Origin of the sequence: Termitidicoccus mucosus, from assembly GCF_038725785.1 — a bacterium.
Taxonomy (GTDB): Bacteria; Verrucomicrobiota; Verrucomicrobiia; order Opitutales; family Opitutaceae; genus Termitidicoccus; species Termitidicoccus mucosus.
Window position 1 is genome coordinate 423,781 of the sequence record NZ_CP109796.1, and the last position, 22,208, is coordinate 445,988.

The window sequence follows — 22,208 nt, forward strand, 5'->3', positions numbered from 1 at the left end:
GTTTCCCGAGCGTGGCGCGATTGCCTCGAAGGGTTTTTGGATCGAACCGCCCGACCAAAGAGGAGCCAGCGTGGCCCGCCTCAATGCCTTTCAGGATCAGGTGCGTGCCGTTCTGGCGTTGGCCACACCCGGTCGCCGCCTGCAACTGCAATGGTCCTGTGACGCCGACTACCGGTCCGAACTGCTGGCCTATCACGATGCCACCCAGAAGGTGCCCCATCCCGGTGTCCGCCGGGTGCGCAATGAACGTTTTATCCGCTATTGGGAGCGCATGCAGGCCCGGACGTTGCGACGGGAACGCCTCGCACTTTTTCTTTCCGTCGAGATTTCGCGGTATGCCGGCAACGTGCAAACCCCCGGCGGACTTCGGGCGCATTATGCCGCCGTGATCGGTGAATTACAGGCGCAGTTCGAGGATTTTGCCCACACCCTGCGCACCCTCTTTCAGGGTGAAACTCCGGTGACGGCAATGGGAGACGAGGAACACTGCCGCTACCTGCGTGACTTTCTCAATCCTTCCGCAACTGAACACAACGAACTTCCCATCCACTTCGATTCCGGGCTCTCGATCCAGGAACAATGCTGGTTCAGCGAAGGTGTCGGCCAGCCCGAAGGCGGCTTCGTCCTCGACGGTCAGTATCATGCCATCCTCACCCTCGACCGCTGGCCCCAGCGGACGCGGCCGGGTATCATTACTCATCTGACCGGTCTGCCGTTCCTCGATTATCGTATCACAGTCAATATTACTCCAGAGATCGCGCGCGGAGAAATCCGACGGGAGGAAAAGGCCATCGAACGGCTGGCTGGCGAGTACGCCGACCAAAAACGGCACTCGCTCGCCGTGGCGCTGCGTAAGAAGGAGCGGAAAGTCGAGAACCTCGCCAGCGGTTTCGTCCGCCCATTCGAGGTGGGTTATATCATCCGACTGTGGGCTCCGACCCGCGAGGCTCTGCGCGAGAAGATCACGGCTATGCAGGCGGCTATTCATGCGATGGATGGCGCGCAGTATTTCGAGTGCGCCATTCCGACGACGGCCAAGAAGCTCTTTTTCGCCTCCTGGCCGGGCTGGACTCATTCCTCCTATCGCCATCGCAACCACTACGCCGAGGACAACTACCTCGCCGACTTGCTGCCCTTTTCCGCCACTTTTACCGGCGCGCTCGCCATCGCAGAGGCGATTTACGACGGCAGCCATCAAAACCTCGTGGGCCTCGCCACTGCGGTGGGCGGTTCGCCGCAACATGCCGTGCTTCTCGGCATGACCGGCGCCGGCAAGTCGGCGGTCATGCACGACCTGCTCATGCAGACGGCAGCATTGTTTGCCTACACGGTTATCATCGAGGAAGGGCTTTCCTATCGTCCCTTCACCGAAACGCTCGGGGAAACCCCGATCATCGTCCATCCCGACGCTGCATTGACGATCAACTACCTCGACACGCAGGGACTTCCCTTGACGCAGCTTCACCTCGCGAGCGCCGTGGCCCTGCTGTCACGGATGATCGGAGTTCCGGGAAGCGATGAGCGTCTCGCCTTGCGATCAGCCCAGCTCACCCAATACCTGCACCAGCTCTACCGCGATGCCTTCACCGAATGGGCGCGACGCCATCCGGAGCGGGCGATGGAGGCCAGCCGGCTGGCCTGCGCGGCGCATCGCTGGCGTCTGCGCCTGCCCGCCGGCACGACTCCGCTGGATGCGTTTGTCGAACTGCGGGATCGACGGGCCGCCGGTGATGAGGAGGCGCAGCAATTCGTCGCCGACTTGAGCGAGGCGGACCTCACGCAGTTTGCCCAAGATCCGACGACGGAACGGCTGGTCGGGCAGACCGCCTGCGCGCTTTTCGCACCGGAGGATCATCCCACCCACGGTGCTCTGGTGGATTTGCTCGCCTTTGCGCGTTTCCCTGAGCACCCCAAGGAGGAAATCGACCGGCTGGCAACATTGCTTCGCGCCTGGAGCGCCGATGGCGCCTACGGCCAGCTCTTCGATGGCGTGACGAATGTTTCCTTGCGCCGCCCGGTCGCGCATTTCGAGCTTGGCTACGTGCCCGAGCAGGCCGTGGAACTCAAGGCCGCCACGGGACTCCTCATTTCCGGTTTTGCACGGCAACACATCCTGGCGCTGCCGCGTGTCCAAAGGAAACGGATCATCTTCGAGGAAGTGGCCCGTTTTCTCGACGTTCCAGGCGGAGAAACGATCGTCGCGGAAAGTTACGCCCAGCTCCGCAAGTTCAATTGTTGGGCCGTGAGCATCGTGCAGCAATACGCGCGCTTCAAAACCTCGCGCATACGACCGGCGGTGATCGGCAACGCCAAGCAATTTTTTCTCATGCGCCAATCCGACCGGGGGGACCTGTCGGACCTGGCCGCAGATCTCGCGCTGCCGGAAAGCGCCATCGACGTCATCCAACATTACCCGCTGCCCGAGCAGCTTCCCGCCGCGCAGCGCCATTCCGCGTTGTGCTATTTCGCCCCCACCTCGCAGCCGCCGCAATGCGGCACGCTGCGCCACATTGAACCTCCCGCCCAAAACACGGAGCCCGCCCATGCCATCACCTCGACTGCTGCTCTCGTTGCTTAGTGTAATCCTCCTTCTCGTCGGGTGCGCTTCCGCGCCGAAGCCCTCTGCCCCCGAGAGCCCGACAGCGCAAGCCGCCAAGGCTCGTTACTGGGCGATCCAGGCCGCGCAGAAGCCCGCTCCGGTTTCTTCGGAATTCGAACTTCTGCCCATCGTCCGTCCCGAGCGAACCGTGGACGGCGTTATCGTCAACCCCTCCACGGACTATCTCCCCATTCGTCGCATCCCATGACTCCATATCGATTTTTAATCCTCCTTTTTATCGGCGCGCCAGCGGCGTTTGCCCAATGGATCGTCAATGATCCGATCAATACCGTCATCAACACGGCGATTCAATCGGCCCAGGCCGCCAATCATGTCGAAACGCTCCGGCAGTGGGCGAGCCAGTTGGAAAAACTCAATCGGCAAATCCGCCAGTTGGAAGATCAACTCGCCGAGCAGCGGCGGATTCGCGAAGTGCTGGGCGATCCCACGCTGGCTGGTTCGCAAATGGTCATGGACAAACTCGCTCCCGAAGAACTCGCCCGCACCTATGGCGAGACGTTGCGAGCCGTCCGCCGCCTGGCGGATGCGACCGCCTCTTTGCGTCGCACCGCCGAGGGCATTTACGGTGAACTCGACGATCTCACGACGCTGAATCAGCGTTTCACGCGCCAGACGGAGACCTACCGGCGCTACGCGGCCGTCGATCAGCAGGCGGAGAACCTGAGCCGGGTGCACGACGAAACAGAATCGCGCCGTCTCGCCCTGCAAGCCGATCTGGCGCAGTCGCTGACCGCCCTGCAACAGGCTCCGACCCAAGCGGAGGTTGACAAGCTGAACGTCAAGGTTGCCGCGCTCAACGGTCAACTCGCCGTGATCGCCGCGCGGCGTCGGGACGAGAGCGAGAAACTACAGGCCCAACAGATCGAGAACGAAAATCAGGCCGCCAAAGAGCGACAGGATATGATCGAGAAGCAAATCGCGGAGGAGCGGCAGACGCTCAGCGCGGTGAATGCGTGGCAGCGCTCCGTGCGCCTCACGCCGGACGGCTATACGCGCCCATGAAAAGAATGTTCTTCGGTCTCCTCTTCCTTGCGGCTGGCCTCAGCCTTTGTGGCTACCTCGTGCACCGGTACTACCAGCGCGCACGCACGACTGTCCCGGTTGCAGACAGCGGCGGATATCGCCCAATGAACGAGTGGCAGAAAAGCATCTCGCTCGATACGCGCACCGATTACACGCGCCAAGAGGTTGAACAAGCCATGGAGAAGCTCCGGCAGGAAGAACGGCGCCAAAAGCCGGAGGAGGGTCGCAACTGATGGAGCACTTTGTTCCAGGCGTGCGCGGCGCCATTCTTGGTCTCACCGACACCTTGCGGTTCGTGGTGTTCTTCGTCGCGGTCATCGGTCTCGTGATACAGGTGCACCGGGCGCGAGCCGACATGGAAAGTCTGGTGCGTCCACTGGTGCGGGCCGTGCTCGTGGTTGGCATCATCGCGACCCTGCCGCACTGGTTCGGGTTCACGGAACGCATTTTTCTGAATCTTGCGGATGTGGTGAACGAACGCTACACCGAGCATCCCATGCAGACGGCCACGCTGCTGCGGGACAGCGTGGCGGAAAATCCCGATGAGTTCAGCCTGCGCCGCATCGGTGAATCACTCTACCGCGCGAGCCTCTGGGCCGCTGCCAAGCTCATCGTGCTGATCGCGAGTCTTCTGCAACTGCCTTTTCTTCTGCTGCAGTACCTGCTCAAACTCCTGTGCTATTTGTTCCTGCCGATCGCGCTCGGGCTCATGCTGGTGCCCTCGCTCACGTCGCTCGCGGTTCGATATGTGCAGCAGACCATCGCCGTGCTGGCATGGCCGGTGGGTTTCGCAGTCACCGAACTGGTCGCCTACCATCTGCTCACGGCTTATCAGCAAAATCTGGCAGCCGCTTACGGCATCGGTCCGGGAGAAATTCATGCGGCATCGTTTGCCAGTTTTCTGGGCGCGCTGCTCGCCGCCTTGTGGCTGATTCTCGGTACGCTCGGGACACCTTTTCTGATGCAAGCATTGATCTGTTCGGGCTCGCCGCTTTCTACGGGCGGAACTTCCAGTCTCCAGCAGCTCTATGCCATCCAGCAAATCGCGTGGATGATCAAATCGGTGAAGACTGGCGGCGCTGCGCTGCCTGCGATCGTTGCCAAAGCCGGCTCCGATTCCGGACCAAGAGGCGGCCCGACGATGCCGCCGCCTCCGCCACCCGCGCCGGTAACTCCCCCACCGCCGCCAGCGAACTCCACAGGTGATGCTCGCGCCCATGCCGTCTTGGTCGCGGCCCAACTGCCCGCCCCTCACACCACGATCTGACGCATATGAGCATAACCCTTCGTGAAACCTCGACCCCTCCCGGAAGACTCAACCCCAAAAAGGCAGTCCCCCGGGCTTGGCATCCGCTGGATATGTTCGTCAATCCCGCGATGGCCGCGCGGCTCTGGTTCTTGGTTGCGGCAGCCGCAGTGGTGTTGAGCATCGTGCAACCGTATCTGCTCGTGCGGGCCTACCGCACCCGGGAACGTGTCGTCGTGCTCGATGGCAGCGGCACGTTCCATATCAGCCCGTTGCTGGCATTCGAGGAATCGGCCAAGCTGCATGAGCAGCACGCGCTGCTAGCTTGCCTCGCCTTGCTGCAACGCAACCCCGCTGGATTTGATCAACCGGAATTGCTCGAAAAACTCTTCCTGCCGGAGGCCTTGCAACAGGCACAAAGCGACTGGACCAGGAGCGCGGAGGAGTTTTCCCGCAAAAAACTGCACCAAAAGGTAGAGGTCCTGAAACTCACCGTGCTGGAAACACGCGAGCAGGTCGTGCTCGTCCAGGCGGAAGGGCAACTGCTCCGCACCGGCAGCGTCGGACAACAGATTTTCACCGAAGCGCCTGCCTTCACTGCGCGATTCACTTTCGCGCGCAACCCCAACCTTGCGGCCAATGGCCGCTTCCCTCTCGCCGTATGGTATTACGAGCTTTCCTCCTGACGTTTTTCTCCGGGATGCTGGCGTCCGGCATCGCGGCTGGACCGGTCAAACGGTATCCGCTCGACGACCGGAGCGTATATGCCGTTCGGGTTGGCACTGAAGTGCCCACGACTGTGATTTTCCCCGGTCCGGTCACGGCACTCGACGGTGCTGGCGTGTCGCAACGGGCGGAAGATGCACCGCCTATTCTTATTTCGCACCAACCGGGAACACGCTTCTTCTCCGTGCGGGCGTTGCAGGCGGACGCCGTTGGCGCGGCCAACGTCATCTTCCGGGACCGCGTTTTTGCTTTCTCGTTTACCACTGAAGCGGAGCCAGACCGCACCGTCACGTTTTACGAGCATCCGGCGAAAACCGAGCGCCGGGATGCCGCGCGCCCCATGCCGCACCAATTGTTCGCTCTGATCGATCAGGCGAAAGAGTTCGCCGCTCTCTCCGAACAATATCCGGCTCTGGTGCAACGGATCGAGCGCACGACTCCAGAAACGACAACACTGGCGGGCGACATTACGACAATCATCGAAGAAGTATTTCGGTTCGACGACGAGGACGCGTTGATATTGCGCGTCCGGTTCGAAAATCGTGGAAAACATGCGTTCCGCTACGCTCCCGCACAACTCGAGGTGCGGATTGGCCAAGCCTGCTATCCCGTGGCGCTGACCGATGCCCGCGGAGAAGTACCCGCCGAACATGCCGAAATCGTGATGATTGCCATCGTCGGCAACCCCGATGGGTCGCGGGGAGATATCTCCATAAAAAACACTTTCTCGGTCGTCGTGTCGCCCTTGCCATGAAACTCGACAGCCAATTCTTCAGCAGTCCAACCGGACAACTCGTCGCCGTCGGGGTACTGGCCGCGATCACCATGGGAATCGTCGCTTGGCAGCGTGCCCATCGCGGCGCGTCCATGTCTCCGGCAAAGGCAGTCGCCCCTGCCTCATTACCCAAGGTGTTTGAACGGGGCGGTGCCCGCTTCGAGCCGCCGTCTCCACCTCCGTCAATCCCGGCGACGTCAACAACACCTCCCGCTGTTCCCTCAATACCGCCTGCATTGCCACTTTCACTTACCGCACGTTCGACGGAGTCGGAAGAAGCGTCGATCAGGGGCGCGCCTTTCGGTCGCTTGATTCCGTGCGAAACGGTGGTCACGCTGGAATCGAATCGCTTGGAGACGCCGGTCATCGGTCTGGTTACCGAGGATGTCTGGCACAATGGTTATCTCATCATCCCAGCCGGAGCCGAGGTGCATGGGCGTGCTTCGCTCGACCGCGCCCGCGAGCGGTTGGCCGTTCAGGGCCGCTGGATGATTGTCTGGCGCTCACCGGGTCGCGAGAACGGACGCGAACTTCGCGTCGATGGCATCGCGCTCGATCGTGAAATCGCGGCGGACGGTCAGTGGGGATCGCACGATGGCTCCGCCGGATTGCGGGGCGAAATCCTGCGCACTGACGACTGGCGGGAAATCAAACTTTTCGCGGCGACCTTTCTCTCCGTTGCCACTTCAGCACTTCAGGACACGCGCAGTACGGCGGGCCTGCTCGGCGAAACCGCAGTGCCGACGGCGACCGCCCGCAATGCCACCCTCGCGGGCACGAGCGCGATTCTCCGCGAATACGCGCAGCAGCTTCGCGATGCCGTGGCCCACGATGGTTTCTATGTCCGGGTCCCGGCAGGGAAACCGTTTTATCTCTATGTCACCCAAACCCTCGACGCGTTCGACCGCCCGGCGACCGCGCCTGCAACCGGCTCCATGCCATCACAACCATGAGAATTTTCGTTGCCTTGTCTGTTCTGGCACTGGCGGGATGCCAAACCAAGCCTGCGGAGAACCCGCCTGCTCCCTTGCCGCTGGCCGATCCTGCGCCTGTCTCCGACGCGCGTATTCCAGCCACGATCAGCCACTATACGCTCGGCGCCTACGTCGATCCGGAAAACGATCTGATCCGTCACGAGGCTCATAAAATTCAACGCGTCGAAAACGCCGCACGATGGAATCTTCGCCCGGCACCGCAATCATCTCCGCTGGTTCCACTCTCTGAAAAAAACGGGGCACAGTCGGCTACATCCGCCACGGTGGTTACGGAAGCCCATTTCAAGGAGCCGGTGATTTTGGCTCAGGATGTAGAACCGCCGCCCGCTTTGGAATCGGATGCACCGTCCTCGGCACCCGGTAATCCGGTTGTCGAACTCGAACCCGCAATTATGCCGAATGCAGATGGCGTGATCGATCTCGTGGCGGTCGCTCTTGCGTCCGATGAGGAGATTAATCCATTCGCGGTGCGTAGCGTCGCTACGGATGCGTTGCGGGAGATCACACTTCATATTGACGGAATCGTGAGCGGAGCCACCCCGTGTGTGCTCGTCAACGGACGCACGGTGGTGCCAGGCGAATCGATTGAAGGACTCACGCTTATCCGGATCGAACCGGATTCAACCCTGTTCCGTTACGAGGCGCACCGCATCCGCATTCCCGTAACCGGAAAGTCCACGCGAATCCGCCTTGCCCTCTGACATGCCTACCTACGCCGCCATTTTTATCGATTCGCAGGGATGCCGCCGTTCCGAGCATTTCGAAGCACGGGATCGACATCAGCTCAAGGACGCCTTACGAGCGAAATCACTTTGGCTGGTTTCCGCGCGGGAGATGAAGGCCAGTCGAAAACTCACGCGACTGACGATCCCCGTGCGTGACTTCGTGCCGCTGCTGCATCAGCTCGAATTGCAGTTGCGGGCCGGTGTTACCGCCGATCTCGCCCTTGCCCAATTGGCTGGAGATGCTCCTCCGGGAGCGATTCGCACCGTATTGAGCCACCTCTGTCGGGAGGTATCTCAAGGTCAGCCGATCCACCAGGCTTGTCGGGCTTTTCCGAGGTTGTTTCCGTCGCACTTGCGGGCGGTCATCGCGGCGGGCGAGGTTTCCGCGCAACTGCCAGAATCTTTGCGCGCGCTCGCCGCGCATCTGACCAGCATTGACAGCCTCCGTCGTACCGCGCGGCGCGCACTCATCTATCCCGCGATTGTTCTGACCGCGACGGCGGGGCTTGTCATCTTCCTCTTGGGCAGCGTGGTGCCTCGGTTCGCGGAAATCTTCACGTCACTCCATCTGACGCTTCCTCTGATCACCATTATGCTCATCCGCACCAGTGAGCTGATGCACGTGCACACGCTGGCCTTGCTGACAATCGCCATTGCATTGGGCTTTGCGTTTGTGGTGGCGGCGCACTCTCCTGCGCTGCGCCGGCGACGGGATGCGTTGTTGTTAAAAATCCCCTTATGGGGCGATGTCATTCGTCATCTGGCGACAGCACGGTTTGCCGCGCATGGCCGACTGCTGCATGAAGCAGGCGTCCCGCTTCTGGATGCCCTCACTTCTGGCGCGGAGCTGACCGGTCACGCCGTGCTCGCAAGCCAACTGCTGGCGGCACGCGACGCCGTCGCGGCGGGACGGCCTCTCTATGCCGCCTTGCCCAAGGGGCATGCGTTCCCGCCTTTCATGATCCCGGCGCTGAAAGCCGGAGAAACCACCGGCCAACTTGGGGCGGCGCTTCGGCACATCGAAGATTACGCGAGCACCCGCGCGCGTGAACGGCTGACGACCGCACTCGCGCTGCTCGAACCGGTTGTGATGGCCCTGTTGGCGGCAGTGGTCGGCGCCATCGCTTTATCGTTCTTCCTGCCCCTCGTTTCGCTCCTCGGGAGTGTCAACCCCCATTGACCGATGACGTGTAATTCCCATCTGCATCGGTGTGCCTGTTTGGCGAAGCGCGGTTTTTCGCTCCTCGAAATCGTGCTCGTCCTGTTTGTGATCGGCGTGCTGGCATCCGTGTTGCTGCCTTCGACCCGGGACATGGTGGAACGCAGCCAGCGGGAGGCAGAGGCGCGTTCCTTGGCGGAACTGGCCGCCACGATTACGCAGTCCTTCGATGCGACCGATCTGTCTCTGCTGAACATCGCCGCCCTTCCAGGCACAATCGGAGAGAGCGACACCGCCACGGCCTTTTCCAGCTCAACCACGGCTCCCTATACCACGACGGCTTCGAACTCGTGGTTCGCCAAGGCAGGCCGGTTGCGCGGACTTGTTCCGGTAATCGGCGCCGCTCCGACTCCCTCCGTCCAGCCCGAACTGGCCCGCCTTGCCTTTAATCGAAACGGGAATCCGCGTCTGCTCTTCGCCGGGCCGGATGAACCGGATCGCCAGCGCTTCCTGCTCCTGAGTCTAGCCGGGCGGAGCGAACAACTGGCGTTGCCGGCCTATGAAGCTGGCGGCGCTTGGTTCGATGCCATTTGGAACCATGACTGGGAAAATCGCTCCGCCGGTCTTCCCGGTTATTGGACCAGCCGACTCACGGGTGCTCAGGTCTCGGCCTGGATTCAAGGCAGCGGCGGTTTGACCCAAGTCAGCAAACTCTGTGTTCGCCGGATTGTTCTGCCCAAGTTCCGGCTGACGGTGAACAACAACCATCCGACCGAACAGGTGTTTGTGTCCTTCAATAATACGCCCGCTGCCTTTACGGCGGCGGCCAACAGCGGGGCGAGCGTCACGCCGGAAATCCTCGGTGGCCGGCTCGTCATTATCCATCGCGGCTCCGCCTGGCCCGGCGTTGAGGCGCTGCGCTTCCATCTTCGCGAAAACGCCACTGTAACCGTCCAATAGTATGCATTCCTTCTTTTCCCTGCGGCGTATGGCCGCGCTTATTCTCAGTTTGATGGGGTTTGCTGCCCATGTTTGTGCCGACGAAATCGTTTCATTTCTCGAATCGCGAAACGGCCAACTGAATATCGGAACCTACCAATACTGGTTCAACGTCAGCAGCCCACAAATCCTTCGCTTCCGGCTCGAAGCCCTCAGCGGCACGTCGAATATCACCATTTCTCGCCGTCGCCCTGATACCGGAGTGGATGAACTGATCTTCTTCGCCCGATATGGCGGCTCCTACGGATCGCTTGGAGACAAAGGCTATCGTGAATTTAATCTCCAGGCTGGCGACCACACGATCCGCCTCAACAGCTCAATTACGAGCGGCTGGATAAGGATGACGGAAATCACCCTCGAAAATCCCCCTCCAGCCAACCAAGCCCCGAGCATCGAATGGCAGGAAGCTCCAAGTTCTGCCACGGTGGGGCAAACTTATCGCATTTCTGCACGCGCGCACGATCCGGATGGCAACTTGACGCAAGTCAACGTGTGGAAAAATGGACAGCCTTTCGCTTTTTCCGGGGGAGGCAATGGCGCGGACGGCGATTCCGGTAATTTCACTTCCGACGGGACTCCAGGCACAGTGACATTTACCGCCCAGGCTGTGGATAGCGCCGGGCTCTCCTCTGCGGTCATTTCCCACACCATCACCATTGATACGCCACCGAATGCCGCCCCGACGATCGTCTGGGGCGCTGTGCCTGCGGTGGTAGATAGCGGTCAGCGCTATACCATCAGCGCACGCGCGACCGACCCGGATGGCAATTTGCGTACGATCCACATCTGGAAGGACGGCGGTGCCTTTGCCTCAACTGAAGGTGGAAACGGCTCCACGAGTGAAGCGAGTAATCAGAGTGCTGATACCGGACCACGCACCGTGACCTATACCGCCTGCGCAACGGATGCGTCCGGCGCGACCTCCCCGACCCTTACTCACACCGTTACAGTCGAAGCTCCCGTTCTGGTTCAGTTCTCGCTCGTCACCTCCGCGGGCAGTGGCGGCACCGTTTCGCCTGGCGGTCTTTTTATGGAAGGGAGCTCCGTATTGGTCACGGCCACTCCGGATGCCCTGCATGATTTCGTCGGATGGAGTGGCGATGCGTCCGGAACGAATAATCCCATCTCGATTCTGATGAATCGCAACCGCGCCGTGCATGCGCTGTTTGCACTCAAGTCCTATTCTTTGGTGACCAGTGCCATTGGGAGCGGAATCGTTACCATGGGCGGCACTTATCCCCACGGTTCCATCGTCACGATTTCGGCCACCCCTGCGCCCAATGCGCGATTCGCCGGCTGGGCGGGCGATGCCACCGGGATGGTCCCGACCGTGGTCATTGTGATGGATGCCCCCAAGTTGGTTCAGGCTGTGTTTGCGGGCAAACAGGCGCAGGCCATTTCATTTCCCGCCTTGGCCGACGTCAGCGTCGGCGCGGCTGCGCTTAGCCTAAACGCCGTCGCCTCTTCCGGTCTGCCCGTGTATTATGGGGTGAGCGGACCGGCCATGATTATGGGCAACCAACTCCAAGTCATCGCTCCGGGCATTGTTTCAGTCGAAGCGAGGCAGGATGGAAACGATTTTTACCTCCCGGCCCTGCCCGTGGTGCGGACGTTCAATGTTGTCGCGCCTGCGGTCCTCAAATACCGCGCGCCGAATCGCACGCTGCTGCAAAGCGAAACCAACCGTGGATTGGTGCCCTTCGTCATCGAGCAACCCTAAACCGTATTTATAATGAAAATACTCCTTTGCATCCTCTTTGTCGTGCCCGTGAGCGCCGCCATGCTTGATCAACCGGTCGAACGCTTGCGTTTCGAGTCCGCTGCTTTGCCTGATGCCTTGCGTTCTCTCGGCCGCGCCACGCACACGACGATTCTTGTCGATTCCGACATTATCGGAAAAGTCACTGTGGAGGTTGGCGGAGGCACCCTGCGCGATGCCTTGGCTGCCCTGACCGTCCCATACGATTATTTTTTCGAGGAACAAGGCACCGCCATTGCCGTGCGGCAACGCAAGACCGTCCTTTATGCCATCGATTATCCGCAACTCACCCGGTCCGGTTTCGGGAGCGCGTCGATCACGTTGGGAGGAATGAATGGCGGCTATGATACAAGCCAGAATCTGCATGCGCAGAGCACCTACCCGAATCGATCAAACCAATCAATGGATGCCGCCTCGGATGCCACGCAAGTTTCCATTTCGCAGGAAAATCCCAACACATTCTGGGCCGGCCTGGAGGCGGAGCTACGAACCATGCTTGGCGAGAAAGACAGCTTGGTGCTCAACCGCTTCAGTGGGATCGCGCAGGTCACGGCTCCGCTTTCACGGCACGACGTGATCCGCGCGTTCATCGAACTCGTGAATCGTCGCATCTCGCGCCAAGTGGAAATCGAGGCGCGCTTGGTGGAAGTCACTTTGCGCGATGAACAGAAGCTCGGCGTCGATTGGGAACTGGCCACCAGCGCGCTCGGTGATCTGCGTCTCGACGCCAGTGCGCCTCTCGCGGTCACCGGTGTCGGAGGCTCTGTGTTTGGAAACAGTTCCTTTGCGGCGAACCTCGGGCTCGGCAAAGCCACCGCGATTATTCAGGCCCTCAAACAACAGGGCGATGTCACTACCGTCGCGCAACCGCGATTGCGAGCGCTCAACAATCAGACCGCCTTTATCAAGGTGGGAGAAGACCGACCGTTCTTTCGTCTCCAGCAATCCACGACATACCAGCAGGCAGGCACGACGGTGCCGTATAATCAGACCCAGGAGACGTTTTCCATTTCCACCATCACGATCGGCACCATCCTCGCGGTCACACCCCAAGTGGATAACGATGGCGTGATCACCCTGGACGTGCTTCCGGCCATCACGCGGCTGCAATCCATCGTGACCAGTCCGGACGGCAAGCAGACCGCCCCGGTCACCGAGGTCAAACAAGCCTCAACCATTGTGCGGCTCCGCAATGGCGAAACCGCCGTCATCGGCGGACTCATCTCCGAGGAAAGCGGCTCCAGCACACGCGCGGTGCCGGTACTGAGCCGCGTACCGCTCCTCGGCCTCGCCTTCCGCAGCCAAGCTACGCTGCGCAACCGCACCGAACTCGTGATCTTTCTCACCCCGCACTTGATCCCGTGATACGTGAATTGCTCCAGACGTTCCGGTCGCGCCCAACCGCACCGCCCACCGTGGTCGATCCGACCGTCGATGCCACGCGGATGCTCGATATGATTCTGCGCATCGCCGCCAGAGACGGTGCGAGCGACGTTCACTTCGAACCGAAGGAAACCGCACTGCTGGTTCGTTTCCGTCTCGATGGCGAAATGCACGATCATATCACCGTGCCGCTCGCGCAACGTGATGCCTTGCTCGCGCGTGGAAAGATCTTCGGAGGCATGGATATCACCGAGCGCCGGCTCCCGCAAGATGGACGAGCCGTGCTCAAGGAGAATGGTCGGCGCTATCATCTGCGATTGAGCACACTTCCCACCGTGCACGGCGAAAATCTGGTCATCCGGCTTCTCGACCAGACCATGCCGGTCCAATCCTTTACCGAATTGGGTCTGACCGAGTCTCAAGCGAACGCGCTTGAAGACGCACTCAACGGACCCGCCGGCCTGATCCTGCTTACAGGTCCGACCGGCTCGGGCAAGACGACGACACTGCACGCCGCGCTGCACGCCTTGGACTACCGTGGCCGGGTGATTCACACTCTGGAGGATCCGGTCGAATATGAATTCGCGGCTATTCGCCAAACCGAGATTCGAGAAAAGATCGGACTTACCTTCGCCTCTGCCCTGCGGGCGCTCCTGCGCCAAAACCCCGACGTGATGCTCGTCGGCGAAATGCGCGATGCCGAGACCGCGCAACTGGCGATCCGCGGCGCGCTCACCGGGCACCTCGTGCTTTCGACCCTGCATACGAACGACGCGCTTTCCGCAATCCTGCGTTTACGCGACCTCGGGGTCGAAAGTTTTCTCATCGCCGCATGCCTTCGGATGGTTGCGGCTCAGCGGCTGGTGCGTCGTCTTTGTCCCGCTTGTCGGACACCGCATCCACAACTCGAACAATTGCGGCAACGTTACCGTTTGCCCGAAGGGCAATTTTATCAGTCGAGAGGTTGTCCGAAATGCCATGGGCGCGGTTTTTATGGGCGACTGGCGATCCATGAAGTCATCCCGGCGAAATCGTTTCTGGCTCCCATCGCCGCCGACGCCCCATTGGCCGACCTTGTTTCGCTCCGCGAATCCGAGGGATACCGTACGCTCTGGGATAGCGGGCTCCATGCGGCCGCGACCGGACTCACCACCGTGGAGGAGGTCGCACGCGTTCTCTGATTTTCCCGGGCTATGCGGCCGCGGCCCTTAACCTAAACCGTCCACCCTATGAAAAAACATCTCCCAAAATATCATCATTCCCAAGGCTATTCTCTGCTCGAACTCGTGCTCGTCCTCGCGATCGTCGCTGTATTGGTCGGGCTGCTGCTTCCGAAGGGTTTCGATGCCCTGCGCAATGCCCGCGTGCAACAGGTTGTGCGAACCGTCGATACACTCAAGACCGCCCTCGTGGATTACCTCGCGCTGGCCGGCGGCAACGGCAGCCTGCCTCGCACCGAGGGCATGGGCATACCTACCTCTGGAGCCGCCCTTACCGGCGCAACTGACATAGCCAAAAGCAACGCCGCCAGGCTTGATACCGTGTTGCTGGCCACGGGACGTTTGGAACGTCCGCTCTCGTTGCGTATGGGAACACAGACGTACATGTCCACAGGAACAGGCAACGAGCTCACTTGGAATCAGGCGGTGCTCGCCTTCGTCATGACGCCCGACGCAGCTCCCCAGCGGGATTGGTCAGCCGTCACTCGGGCCGAGGCGCGCATGGCCAACCCCAGTCTGGTACCGTCCGCCGCACTGGGCGCCAACTTTTTGCTGGACGGTTTTACTAATCTGAACGCGAACAGCATCGTCGCGTATCTCGTGATCCCGTCGTGCCCGGCGCGCGACGCCTACGAACTCGCCATGGCGATGAACGGCGCACAACTCGCGCCTTTGGAAGGCGCGGCCAGCGATACTGGTCTTGTCGCCTATGCAGCCCCCAACAACGGAGTCACCGATGTATATGTTTACCTCACGTCCATCTGATCCGACGGTCGCGTTGCTCTGGGGAGATCGCTGGTGGATTGACGGTCATCCCGAGCCAATCGTGTTTGGCGAACCCGGCCATGCATTCAAAGTGTTGCTGGCCCATTTTGCCGAACATGGCAAACCGGCGAAACTCCGCCTCATCTATCAGCCGCCGTCGCTGGTGAGTGTGCCGGTGCAATGCCCGAACGGGAGCCGGGCCACCTTGCAAGCTGCTTTGCAGGCGGAATACCCGTCTATCGCTCAAGCAGAATGTGCCTGGAGCTACGAGCCGATCATTGGCCGACGCAACGAGACTTTGCTTCACTATGAGCCTGAGCCCGGGCTCTTGCCGTTGGTCGAAGCATTACGAGAGCAGGCCGTAGCCGTCGAGGGCGCATGGCCGTTCGCTACGGCCTTGAATCTTGTTCCGGAGGATTGGCCCGACACCGGTGCACTTACCGTGGTCGCCGTTGCGGACAACCAGTCTGCGGTCTTCCGCCACACCTCCGAGGGGCGGCGCGAGTTCCAATCCGCAACAGGCGTCGCTGCGGCGGAGCTTGTGGCGACGACGGTGCAGCAGGCCTTCGAGCGTGAGGATGCGGCATTGTATATGGTATCTTTCGACGAAGCAGGCACGCGCTTGACCACTCAAGTAGCCGGTGCCGAACCGTTCGGACGGGCCGATCTCACGTGCCGCGATGTCATCCGCGCAGCGCTTGCCCTGTCGCTGACCCAGCCCAATCAGCTGCTTCCAGCGCCAATGCGACTAACCGGCAATCGCCTCGTGACGGGACTGACGACAGTCGTGTTGCTGGCCGCAGGTGTGTTGGGAGCCCAATTCGTCCGGGACACGCTCGCTCAACGCGATCACGCGGAGCAGCAAACAACCAGGATTGAGCAGCTTCGCGCCGAGGTCGCCTCGCTCCGAAAAAATGAAATCGAAATCCGCCAACTCCAAACGCAATTGGCAGCCTTCACCTCCCATGGCCGTATCGGCGAAAAATTCCTCCAGTCACTTGTTCGCAGATTGCCGGCCCAAGTTGTTCTCACCCGAGTGCAAGCCAACGACAATGGGTTCACTCTGACTGGGGGTATCAGCGGTCCCGGTCTCGTTGAACCGGACTGGCGCGCATGGTGCGAGACGCTTCAGCGCGGCAAACCTCCGCGACAGTTCGCCGAACCAGCCGGTACTCCGCCCGATTCAGACTTTGTAATGAAGGGAATTTGGCAATGAAACCCTTCTTCAAAATTTCGCGGCTCTGCTGGGCAGTTTTTGCGGCCAGCCTCATGCTCCTTGCGGTAACCATTATCGTGCGCCGGCACGGGCTGCCCCAAGGACTGCACCCCGACAACGAAATGGAGGTGCTCTTGGCGGAGAAAGAACGACTCGCGCCGTTCAACGCCGAGTCAGTGTCACACCTGCGCACGGAGCTGGCGCGGTTCGAAGCGCCACCGGCCAAGCCAGATTGGTTGCCACCGACGTCTTGGCAGACCCAGGCATTGCCGTCCGAAACCGATGGTATCACCCGGACCCGTTACACGACCGGTGCGATTTCTTGGACCTGTCTGGTTACGTTCATTAGCAAACTTGAAGTACGAGGGCAGATCGAATCGCTGGACATTCGTTCTCGCGGCAGCCGGACCAAACGTGAAATCGCGACCGTTGAAATCACCGTGCGGAGCAGTCCGGGAACCACGCGCCGGTCAACCGGCGCGATGTTCCCGGACGCAGAGGGGCCGGCAAGCGCCCGGAAGGTCGGGCGCGGTCCTTCGCTTCGCTGGTCGTCCCGTCCCGACCCTCCGGGCAGGCCGTCGGCAATCGTGTTATCAACTCAACTCTCTCAACCCAATCGCTTATGATCACACTCAATATCCAACTTCCCGAAACTGTTGCGGCTGAGTTCTACCAAGCCGCCGATGAACTGAACAAACGCCTCGGCGACCCAGATCTGCCAGCCAGCAAACAGAAGCCGGTGGTGGACGCGAAGACGCTCATGGCCTTCGCACTTGCACGGCACGATTCCGAGGACGTGTGCGCGCAGTTCGATCTCGCGCTCCGTCTGGTTCGCGGGACGTCCGAACCGCCGTTCAATCCCGTCATCAAATAATTTGGCGGCTCCTCCGCCTTGGTGCCCAGTCGCCGTCCCGCACCTCTCAAGTGGTCGGCATAATCCACCGTCAACATGGCTATCAAACCCAAACCCAATGACAATACAGTCACGCTCCCGCCTGAAAATGAGGGACCGTTGCAGTTCCGCAACAATCCCGAAGTGCAGAAACGTCTCGACGCCTACAAGGTCGCCAACGCCGGCGACGTGGAATATTATACTCGCGTCGTCCGTGAAGCGCCCGAACGTGCCCGCGATATGCTTCTCTACAAGGATATGCAGCGGCACGAAACCGACATGCGGCTGATCGAGAAGCAGCTCCCGCAGGCGAAGGCATTCTACAATGCCCAGCCTCAGGAAGTGAAGTCCCGCATCGATCAGCGGCTGGAGGGAGTTCAGCCTTACTACAAGGACAAGGCCTTCGTCGGTGAAGTGCTGCGCGAAATGAATCGGCAGAATCGCCAGATGCTCACCGGCCCCAAGCCCGGCATGGCGATGTCGGCTGGTTAATCATGGATATTCCCCGGTCCGCCATCGTTACATCGACACCACTTCGGTTAGGCGGAGTTCGCAAGTTGCTGTGAACTTCGAGTGCTGCCAAAGCACGCCCACGCATGAGACCGTGCGCGCGGCTCTGACCCAAGTGGCCAGGGTAGAGGAGCTGAGGCCGGGAAAAATTAACCATCGAGAATTCCACTGATGAAGCCTCTGTTTGCCTACTCCGTCACTGCCGAGCGGCAACAAATCGTACATTTGCGGATGCTCCGCTGCACGCCATGAGTCCGCAAAGCGAAATAGCGCTACACACGTTGCGCACGATGGCCCGCGGTCATCCGGGAGCATCGTCAGGTGAGCGCGCTGCATGGGAGATTCTGCAGAATCTTCAACACTGCTCTCGTTTGGACTTCGCGGATTGCTTCATCCGACTCGATGGCATCGGCAAGCGCGCTGTTGTCCAGTTACTCGTTGACCTTACGACCGGAAAAACGGGGTTGATCGAATTGCGCTGAATCATGAGCTCCGATTTTGCATCCGTACCGTCCGCGAAGCCCCCGCACTACGATAGTCTGATTGCGGAGTTGAATCATCTGCTGGAGACAGCCCGCCGCACCTCGACACGCGCGATCAACGCCGTAATGACGGCGACGTACTGGAAAATCGGGCGCTGTATCGTCGAATATGAGCAGAAGGGCGCAAGACGCGCTGCCTACGGCGAGGAATTGCTGGAGCGTCTGGCACGCGATCTCACGGCTCGATTTGGGCGTGGCTTCTCCCTGCGGAATCTGCGCAATTTCCGGACGTTTTATTTGGAGTGGCCGATTCGGCAGACAGTGTCTGCCGAATCGGAAGAATCGGACGGCGCAATCCAGCAGACGCCGTCTGCCGATTTGCGCGTGGCAGTGCGATCATTTCCCCTGCCGTGGTCGCACTATGTGCGGTTGATGGCGGTCAAGGACGAGCATGCGCGGCAATTTTATGAGACCGAAGCGTTGCGCGGCGGGTGGTCGGAACGCCAGCTCGACCGGCAGATCAGCACGCTTTTTTACGAGCGCACCGCGCTTTCGCAGAACAAGGCGGAGATGTTGATCAAAGAAGCGAAAACGCGCCCCGAGGAGCGTGTGAACGCAGATGATGAGGTGAAGGACCCGCTCGTGCTCGAATTTCTTGGCTTGAAGGACGAGTACTCCGAATCGGACTTGGAGGAGGCACTGCTCCTGCACCTGGAAAAATTTCTTTTGGAGTTGGGAGAAAACTTCGCGTTCATCGGTCGGCAGCGACGGCTGCGGATTGGTGAAGAGTGGTATCGTGTCGATCTGCTTTTCTTTCACCGGCGGTTGCGCTGCCTCATTGTGATCGACCTGAAAATTGGGAAACTCACCCATGCCGATGCCGGCCAGATGCACATGTACCTGAACTATGCGCGGGAACACTGGATGCAGGAAGGCGAAAATCGCCCTGTCGGGTTGATCCTCTGCTCCGAATCCAATGACGTACTCGCCCAATATGCGCTGGAAGGATTGCCCAATCAGGTGCTGGCCCGCGAATACCGGCTGATCCTGCCGAAAGAAAAATTGCTCGCGAAAGAAATCGAGAGAACGCGAGAGCGGTTGGAGGCTAGGCGCAAATCAGGATAAACGATTCTGGCCTTTGGGCTGTGGGCGACGCTCCGGTTGGAGGGCGCGACTGTTTGATTATTTTTTGGGGACGCTGCACTCAACGCACCAGCTTTTCGGGGAAGACTGATATTCCGCCCCGCCGTTTTCTCCATTGTGTCACGCCGGTCAAGGTAAGTCCGCGCGGGGGCGCGGCTCCACCTTTCCGGGCAGGTGCTTCCCCCTCGTCGCTAGCGCTCCTCGGCGCGCCTGCCCGTGACTCGGCGTGCCCGAAGAGGCCGGGCGCGGAGCACCGCTGATACCCCGGAATGGTTTCGGGGAAGCGCACTGCATCCGCCGCCTGTGCAACCATGAGGATCTATGAAGCCAGCATTACCTATAGCATCATTCAACTCGGTAACGTGGAAGCTATCAATACACCGGATCAAATTGTCGAATATATCAAAGATGCCTTTGAGAAGAATCCCTGTCAGGAAGGCCTTTGGGTCATCTGCCTTGACCGAAAAAACAAACCGATCAGCCGCACGATGATTACATTGGGAACGTTAACCTGCTCACTCGCGCACCCCCGCGAAATCTTCAAAATCGCAATCCTTGCTTCCGCTGCATCTATCGTGCTCTCGCATAACCATCCGAGCGGGGATCCGACACCAAGCGGGGCCGATATTCGGCTCACCCGCCAATTGCAAGAGGCGGCGAAAATCATGGAGATTGAGCTCCTAGACCATATTATCGTCGGCACTTCCGAAGACGACCCGCAGCATGTCGGATATTATTCTTTTCGACAGGCCGGGATGCTATGACCACATTGGCTCACATTGACCCAACGTCGACAGACGCGTACGGGACTCCTAGAAGTGTCGGTGCATGAAGCCAAAATATGCCCGGCTATCTTGGGGAGGAGTCCTATTTAATATTGTTATGTCGATAGTGCCTGCCATACTCTGACCGATTGATCTTCAGAATTCGAAAATGACAAACGTTGTGTCCAGTGTCTTTCAGGAGCCGGAATGCACGTATGCGAGCGTGGGCGACGAGCTCATCGCAGCGACACGTTCCCAATCGTGGTTACACACAATTTGAACTCCGAGCGCCTACGCTCGTGTCTTTTTTGGGCGGACGCGATGCGGAGCCCTCAATATCGTTATAGCTCACTGATTATGACAGTAGAAATGTAGCGGATTCCGAGAAACGCATGCACGATGTGGTTCGGCACTGGCGCACAGCCGAAGACACCTGCAACAGACCAGAGCTAAACGATGCAGCTTAGTTAACTGATACTTTCTCGCCATCGAGTTGGTAAATGCCCGTGAACATCCGATCCTCGTAGAGTTCTCCGATATGTAGCGTGCCGTAGAAGTTCAAAGGCACATCCATCATAGGCGCCGTCCCTTTGCCTTTCATCTTCACGACGACCCACTCATTCGGTGCCGGCACCACGCCGTAGCAACAGAACATCGGGCTGCGAATCAGCAGGAATTCTTTGACCAAGCCTCCTCCCATCTGGATCGGCAACATGTAGCCGCTAAGGCACACAGGTTTACCGTCCAGAGACTGGATGTTCTCCGGAATGTCCTTCTTTGCCCCCGGTGTCGGGGCACTGTCTGGCGGCGGTAACGCATAAGGGAATGAAGCGAGGTTCTGGAAACTGATCTGCCAATAGCCATCTTTGTCTTTCGCAATTTCTGGGAGCGATTCAGTCGCCGCAGCCGTTGTAACGACCGGCGTGGCCACTACCTGCTGAACCGGAGCCATCATATCGGTTACCGTTTCGGTTGTTTGTGACTCTCGTGTCGCTTCCTGCGCCGACACGGCAGCAGCACTGCCTGCGGGCTGCGATTTCGTTACCTGGTCTTCGGTCGCCAAGCGCTCCAGTCGCGCCAGCGATGATTCAGAAACGGCGAATGGATCGGCCACGGGTTCCGAATCTGAAAAGCGCTGTTGTGAAGGATCATAAGTCCCATCCGAGGTGAACCGACCGTCGCTACGGGAAGGATACCCGCCAAAACGCGAACCAAAGCCACCATAAATCATCGCAAAGAGGGGCGGCGAGAGAATGATGACCATAAGCGCGACTCTTGTATTAAGTAAAGATGATTTCATAGCTAATCCTTATCGTTCCCTTTTGGAAAATTGAATTGAACACCGCTAAACGTGGTGCCTCGTATAACGATACTCTTGAGCGTTGCATCGAACTCCTTGGTGGTTTTCAGCCACTCCATTTGCGTCTCGAAGAGCGAAGTGTCACCAACAGTTTCACCCGTTGCAGGGTTGGCGACCGGCTCGAACGTCAGAGTCTCTGGTTTACCATTGATTGTCGCGACTATCTCGAACGATGGGACTGAGGAACGGATGAAGTTTTCCAGTTCTCCGTCGAAGACATAGGCTTGGAGTTTCCCGGCGACTTGGTCGAGAACCAGCTCGATATGATAGACTTCATCTCCCAAGACCACGGGCGTTCCCCCATGGGGCGGGGTATGCTCGTGCTTGTGAGGAATTGCCGCGGCGCCTTCCGTGTTCTGTTTTGAGCAGCCAAAGGACAGAATTAGCGGAATCAGCAACAGCGCAATGATGATGGATGATAGACGATTTTTCATTTTCATATAGGC

General features: G+C 59.6%; 23 protein-coding genes. 21 read left to right on the forward strand and 2 right to left on the reverse strand.

Annotated features, from left to right (window positions below; genetic code table 11):
• Positions 1–70: 70 nt before the first annotated feature.
• The 21 genes from OH491_RS01490 to OH491_RS01590 all read left to right on the forward strand — a co-directional run bounded on the left by OH491_RS01490 (position 71) and on the right by OH491_RS01590 (position 20,402).
• Positions 71–2,578 carry a hypothetical protein gene (locus OH491_RS01490; protein WP_068769652.1) on the forward strand — a complete coding sequence of 836 codons (2,508 nt, stop codon included), beginning with the start codon at positions 71–73 and terminating at the stop codon, positions 2,576–2,578.
• Entirely contained in the window at positions 2,544–2,807 is a 264-nt protein-coding gene (locus OH491_RS01495) for a hypothetical protein (RefSeq protein WP_145928676.1), read from the forward strand. Before OH491_RS01490 ends, OH491_RS01495 begins: the two co-directional genes overlap by 35 nt.
• Positions 2,804–3,622 carry a hypothetical protein gene (locus tag OH491_RS01500; RefSeq protein ID WP_068769651.1) on the forward strand — a complete coding sequence of 273 codons (819 nt, stop codon included), beginning with the start codon at positions 2,804–2,806 and terminating at the stop codon, positions 3,620–3,622. The genes OH491_RS01495 and OH491_RS01500 overlap by 4 nt, the downstream gene beginning before the upstream one ends.
• A complete protein-coding gene (locus OH491_RS01505) occupies positions 3,619–3,876 on the forward strand; it encodes a hypothetical protein (protein ID WP_068769650.1) in 258 nt (85 codons plus the stop codon). Before OH491_RS01500 ends, OH491_RS01505 begins: the two co-directional genes overlap by 4 nt.
• On the forward strand, positions 3,876–4,910 hold the full coding sequence (locus OH491_RS01510; RefSeq protein WP_068769649.1) for a hypothetical protein: 1,035 nt from the start codon (positions 3,876–3,878) through the stop codon (positions 4,908–4,910). The genes OH491_RS01505 and OH491_RS01510 overlap by 1 nt, the downstream gene beginning before the upstream one ends.
• 92 nt (positions 4,911–5,002) lie before the next feature.
• Complete coding sequence (locus OH491_RS01515) at positions 5,003–5,575, forward strand: hypothetical protein (protein ID WP_068769648.1); 573 nt, start codon at positions 5,003–5,005, stop codon at positions 5,573–5,575.
• A gap of 14 nt (positions 5,576–5,589) precedes the next feature.
• Positions 5,590–6,369, forward strand: coding sequence for a hypothetical protein (locus OH491_RS01520; protein WP_068769647.1), 780 nt, complete (start codon positions 5,590–5,592; stop codon positions 6,367–6,369).
• Positions 6,366–7,343, forward strand: coding sequence for a TrbI/VirB10 family protein (locus OH491_RS01525; RefSeq protein ID WP_084442006.1), 978 nt, complete (start codon positions 6,366–6,368; stop codon positions 7,341–7,343). Before OH491_RS01520 ends, OH491_RS01525 begins: the two co-directional genes overlap by 4 nt.
• Entirely contained in the window at positions 7,340–8,086 is a 747-nt protein-coding gene (locus OH491_RS01530) for a general secretion pathway protein GspB (protein ID WP_145928675.1), read from the forward strand. The genes OH491_RS01525 and OH491_RS01530 overlap by 4 nt, the downstream gene beginning before the upstream one ends.
• A gap of 1 nt (position 8,087) precedes the next feature.
• Positions 8,088–9,290, forward strand: coding sequence for a type II secretion system F family protein (locus tag OH491_RS01535; RefSeq protein WP_068769644.1), 1,203 nt, complete (start codon positions 8,088–8,090; stop codon positions 9,288–9,290).
• 3 nt (positions 9,291–9,293) lie between these two features.
• Complete coding sequence (locus OH491_RS01540) at positions 9,294–10,229, forward strand: type II secretion system protein (RefSeq protein WP_084442005.1); 936 nt, start codon at positions 9,294–9,296, stop codon at positions 10,227–10,229.
• Positions 10,230–10,257: 28 nt separating this feature from the next.
• Positions 10,258–11,988 (forward strand): InlB B-repeat-containing protein, encoded by a 1,731-nt coding sequence (locus OH491_RS01545; RefSeq protein WP_068769642.1) that lies wholly within the window; start codon positions 10,258–10,260, stop codon positions 11,986–11,988.
• Between the two features lie 48 nt (positions 11,989–12,036).
• Complete coding sequence (locus tag OH491_RS01550; RefSeq protein ID WP_334319194.1) at positions 12,037–13,392, forward strand: secretin N-terminal domain-containing protein; 1,356 nt, start codon at positions 12,037–12,039, stop codon at positions 13,390–13,392.
• A 50-nt stretch (positions 13,393–13,442) separates the two neighbouring features.
• Entirely contained in the window at positions 13,443–14,591 is a 1,149-nt protein-coding gene (locus OH491_RS01555; RefSeq protein ID WP_145928674.1) for a GspE/PulE family protein, read from the forward strand.
• A gap of 48 nt (positions 14,592–14,639) precedes the next feature.
• Positions 14,640–15,395, forward strand: a complete 756-nt coding sequence (locus tag OH491_RS01560; protein ID WP_068769639.1) for a type II secretion system protein — start codon at positions 14,640–14,642, stop codon at positions 15,393–15,395.
• Positions 15,373–16,611, forward strand: coding sequence for a PilN domain-containing protein (locus tag OH491_RS01565; protein WP_145928673.1), 1,239 nt, complete (start codon positions 15,373–15,375; stop codon positions 16,609–16,611). The genes OH491_RS01560 and OH491_RS01565 overlap by 23 nt, the downstream gene beginning before the upstream one ends.
• A complete protein-coding gene (locus tag OH491_RS01570) occupies positions 16,608–17,237 on the forward strand; it encodes a hypothetical protein (RefSeq protein WP_068769637.1) in 630 nt (209 codons plus the stop codon). Before OH491_RS01565 ends, OH491_RS01570 begins: the two co-directional genes overlap by 4 nt.
• Complete coding sequence (locus tag OH491_RS01575; RefSeq protein ID WP_068769636.1) at positions 17,234–17,485, forward strand: hypothetical protein; 252 nt, start codon at positions 17,234–17,236, stop codon at positions 17,483–17,485. Before OH491_RS01570 ends, OH491_RS01575 begins: the two co-directional genes overlap by 4 nt.
• 75 nt (positions 17,486–17,560) lie before the next feature.
• Positions 17,561–17,995: a hypothetical protein gene (locus OH491_RS01580; RefSeq protein WP_068769635.1), complete on the forward strand. Its 435-nt coding sequence runs from the start codon at positions 17,561–17,563 to the stop codon at positions 17,993–17,995.
• A 503-nt stretch (positions 17,996–18,498) separates the two neighbouring features.
• Complete coding sequence (locus tag OH491_RS01585; protein WP_068769633.1) at positions 18,499–19,620, forward strand: PDDEXK nuclease domain-containing protein; 1,122 nt, start codon at positions 18,499–18,501, stop codon at positions 19,618–19,620.
• Positions 19,621–19,949: 329 nt separating this feature from the next.
• The gene (locus tag OH491_RS01590; RefSeq protein ID WP_068769632.1) at positions 19,950–20,402 is read left to right on the forward strand and encodes a JAB domain-containing protein; all 453 of its coding nucleotides are present in this window, start codon (positions 19,950–19,952) and stop codon (positions 20,400–20,402) included.
• Between the two features lie 463 nt (positions 20,403–20,865).
• Here the strand turns inward: OH491_RS01590 and OH491_RS01595 are convergent, their stop codons facing one another.
• Positions 20,866–21,666: a DUF3299 domain-containing protein gene (locus OH491_RS01595; RefSeq protein ID WP_334319193.1), complete on the reverse strand. Its 801-nt coding sequence runs from the start codon at positions 21,664–21,666 to the stop codon at positions 20,866–20,868.
• 38 nt (positions 21,667–21,704) lie between these two features.
• Complete coding sequence (locus OH491_RS01600) at positions 21,705–22,196, reverse strand: hypothetical protein (RefSeq protein WP_145928672.1); 492 nt, start codon at positions 22,194–22,196, stop codon at positions 21,705–21,707.
• Positions 22,197–22,208: the final 12 nt, after the last annotated feature.

Coding starts and splice junctions, on each gene's coding strand:
- OH491_RS01495 (WP_145928676.1), top strand. CDS start 2,544: ATGCCATCACCTCGACTGCTGCTCTCGTTGCTTAGTGTAATCCTCCTT.
- OH491_RS01560 (WP_068769639.1), top strand. CDS start 14,640: ATGAAAAAACATCTCCCAAAATATCATCATTCCCAAGGCTATTCTCTG.
- OH491_RS01515 (WP_068769648.1), top strand. CDS start 5,003: ATGTTCGTCAATCCCGCGATGGCCGCGCGGCTCTGGTTCTTGGTTGCG.
- OH491_RS01575 (WP_068769636.1), top strand. CDS start 17,234: ATGATCACACTCAATATCCAACTTCCCGAAACTGTTGCGGCTGAGTTC.
- OH491_RS01520 (WP_068769647.1), top strand. CDS start 5,590: ATGCTGGCGTCCGGCATCGCGGCTGGACCGGTCAAACGGTATCCGCTC.
- OH491_RS01540 (WP_084442005.1), top strand. CDS start 9,294: ATGACGTGTAATTCCCATCTGCATCGGTGTGCCTGTTTGGCGAAGCGC.
- OH491_RS01565 (WP_145928673.1), top strand. CDS start 15,373: ATGTTTACCTCACGTCCATCTGATCCGACGGTCGCGTTGCTCTGGGGA.
- OH491_RS01500 (WP_068769651.1), top strand. CDS start 2,804: ATGACTCCATATCGATTTTTAATCCTCCTTTTTATCGGCGCGCCAGCG.
- OH491_RS01525 (WP_084442006.1), top strand. CDS start 6,366: ATGAAACTCGACAGCCAATTCTTCAGCAGTCCAACCGGACAACTCGTC.
- OH491_RS01600 (WP_145928672.1), bottom strand. CDS start 22,196: ATGAAAAATCGTCTATCATCCATCATCATTGCGCTGTTGCTGATTCCG.
- OH491_RS01510 (WP_068769649.1), top strand. CDS start 3,876: ATGGAGCACTTTGTTCCAGGCGTGCGCGGCGCCATTCTTGGTCTCACC.
- OH491_RS01535 (WP_068769644.1), top strand. CDS start 8,088: ATGCCTACCTACGCCGCCATTTTTATCGATTCGCAGGGATGCCGCCGT.
- OH491_RS01545 (WP_068769642.1), top strand. CDS start 10,258: ATGGCCGCGCTTATTCTCAGTTTGATGGGGTTTGCTGCCCATGTTTGT.
- OH491_RS01505 (WP_068769650.1), top strand. CDS start 3,619: ATGAAAAGAATGTTCTTCGGTCTCCTCTTCCTTGCGGCTGGCCTCAGC.
- OH491_RS01590 (WP_068769632.1), top strand. CDS start 19,950: ATGAGGATCTATGAAGCCAGCATTACCTATAGCATCATTCAACTCGGT.
- OH491_RS01530 (WP_145928675.1), top strand. CDS start 7,340: ATGAGAATTTTCGTTGCCTTGTCTGTTCTGGCACTGGCGGGATGCCAA.
- OH491_RS01580 (WP_068769635.1), top strand. CDS start 17,561: ATGGCTATCAAACCCAAACCCAATGACAATACAGTCACGCTCCCGCCT.
- OH491_RS01595 (WP_334319193.1), bottom strand. CDS start 21,666: ATGGTCATCATTCTCTCGCCGCCCCTCTTTGCGATGATTTATGGTGGC.
- OH491_RS01570 (WP_068769637.1), top strand. CDS start 16,608: ATGAAACCCTTCTTCAAAATTTCGCGGCTCTGCTGGGCAGTTTTTGCG.
- OH491_RS01585 (WP_068769633.1), top strand. CDS start 18,499: ATGAGCTCCGATTTTGCATCCGTACCGTCCGCGAAGCCCCCGCACTAC.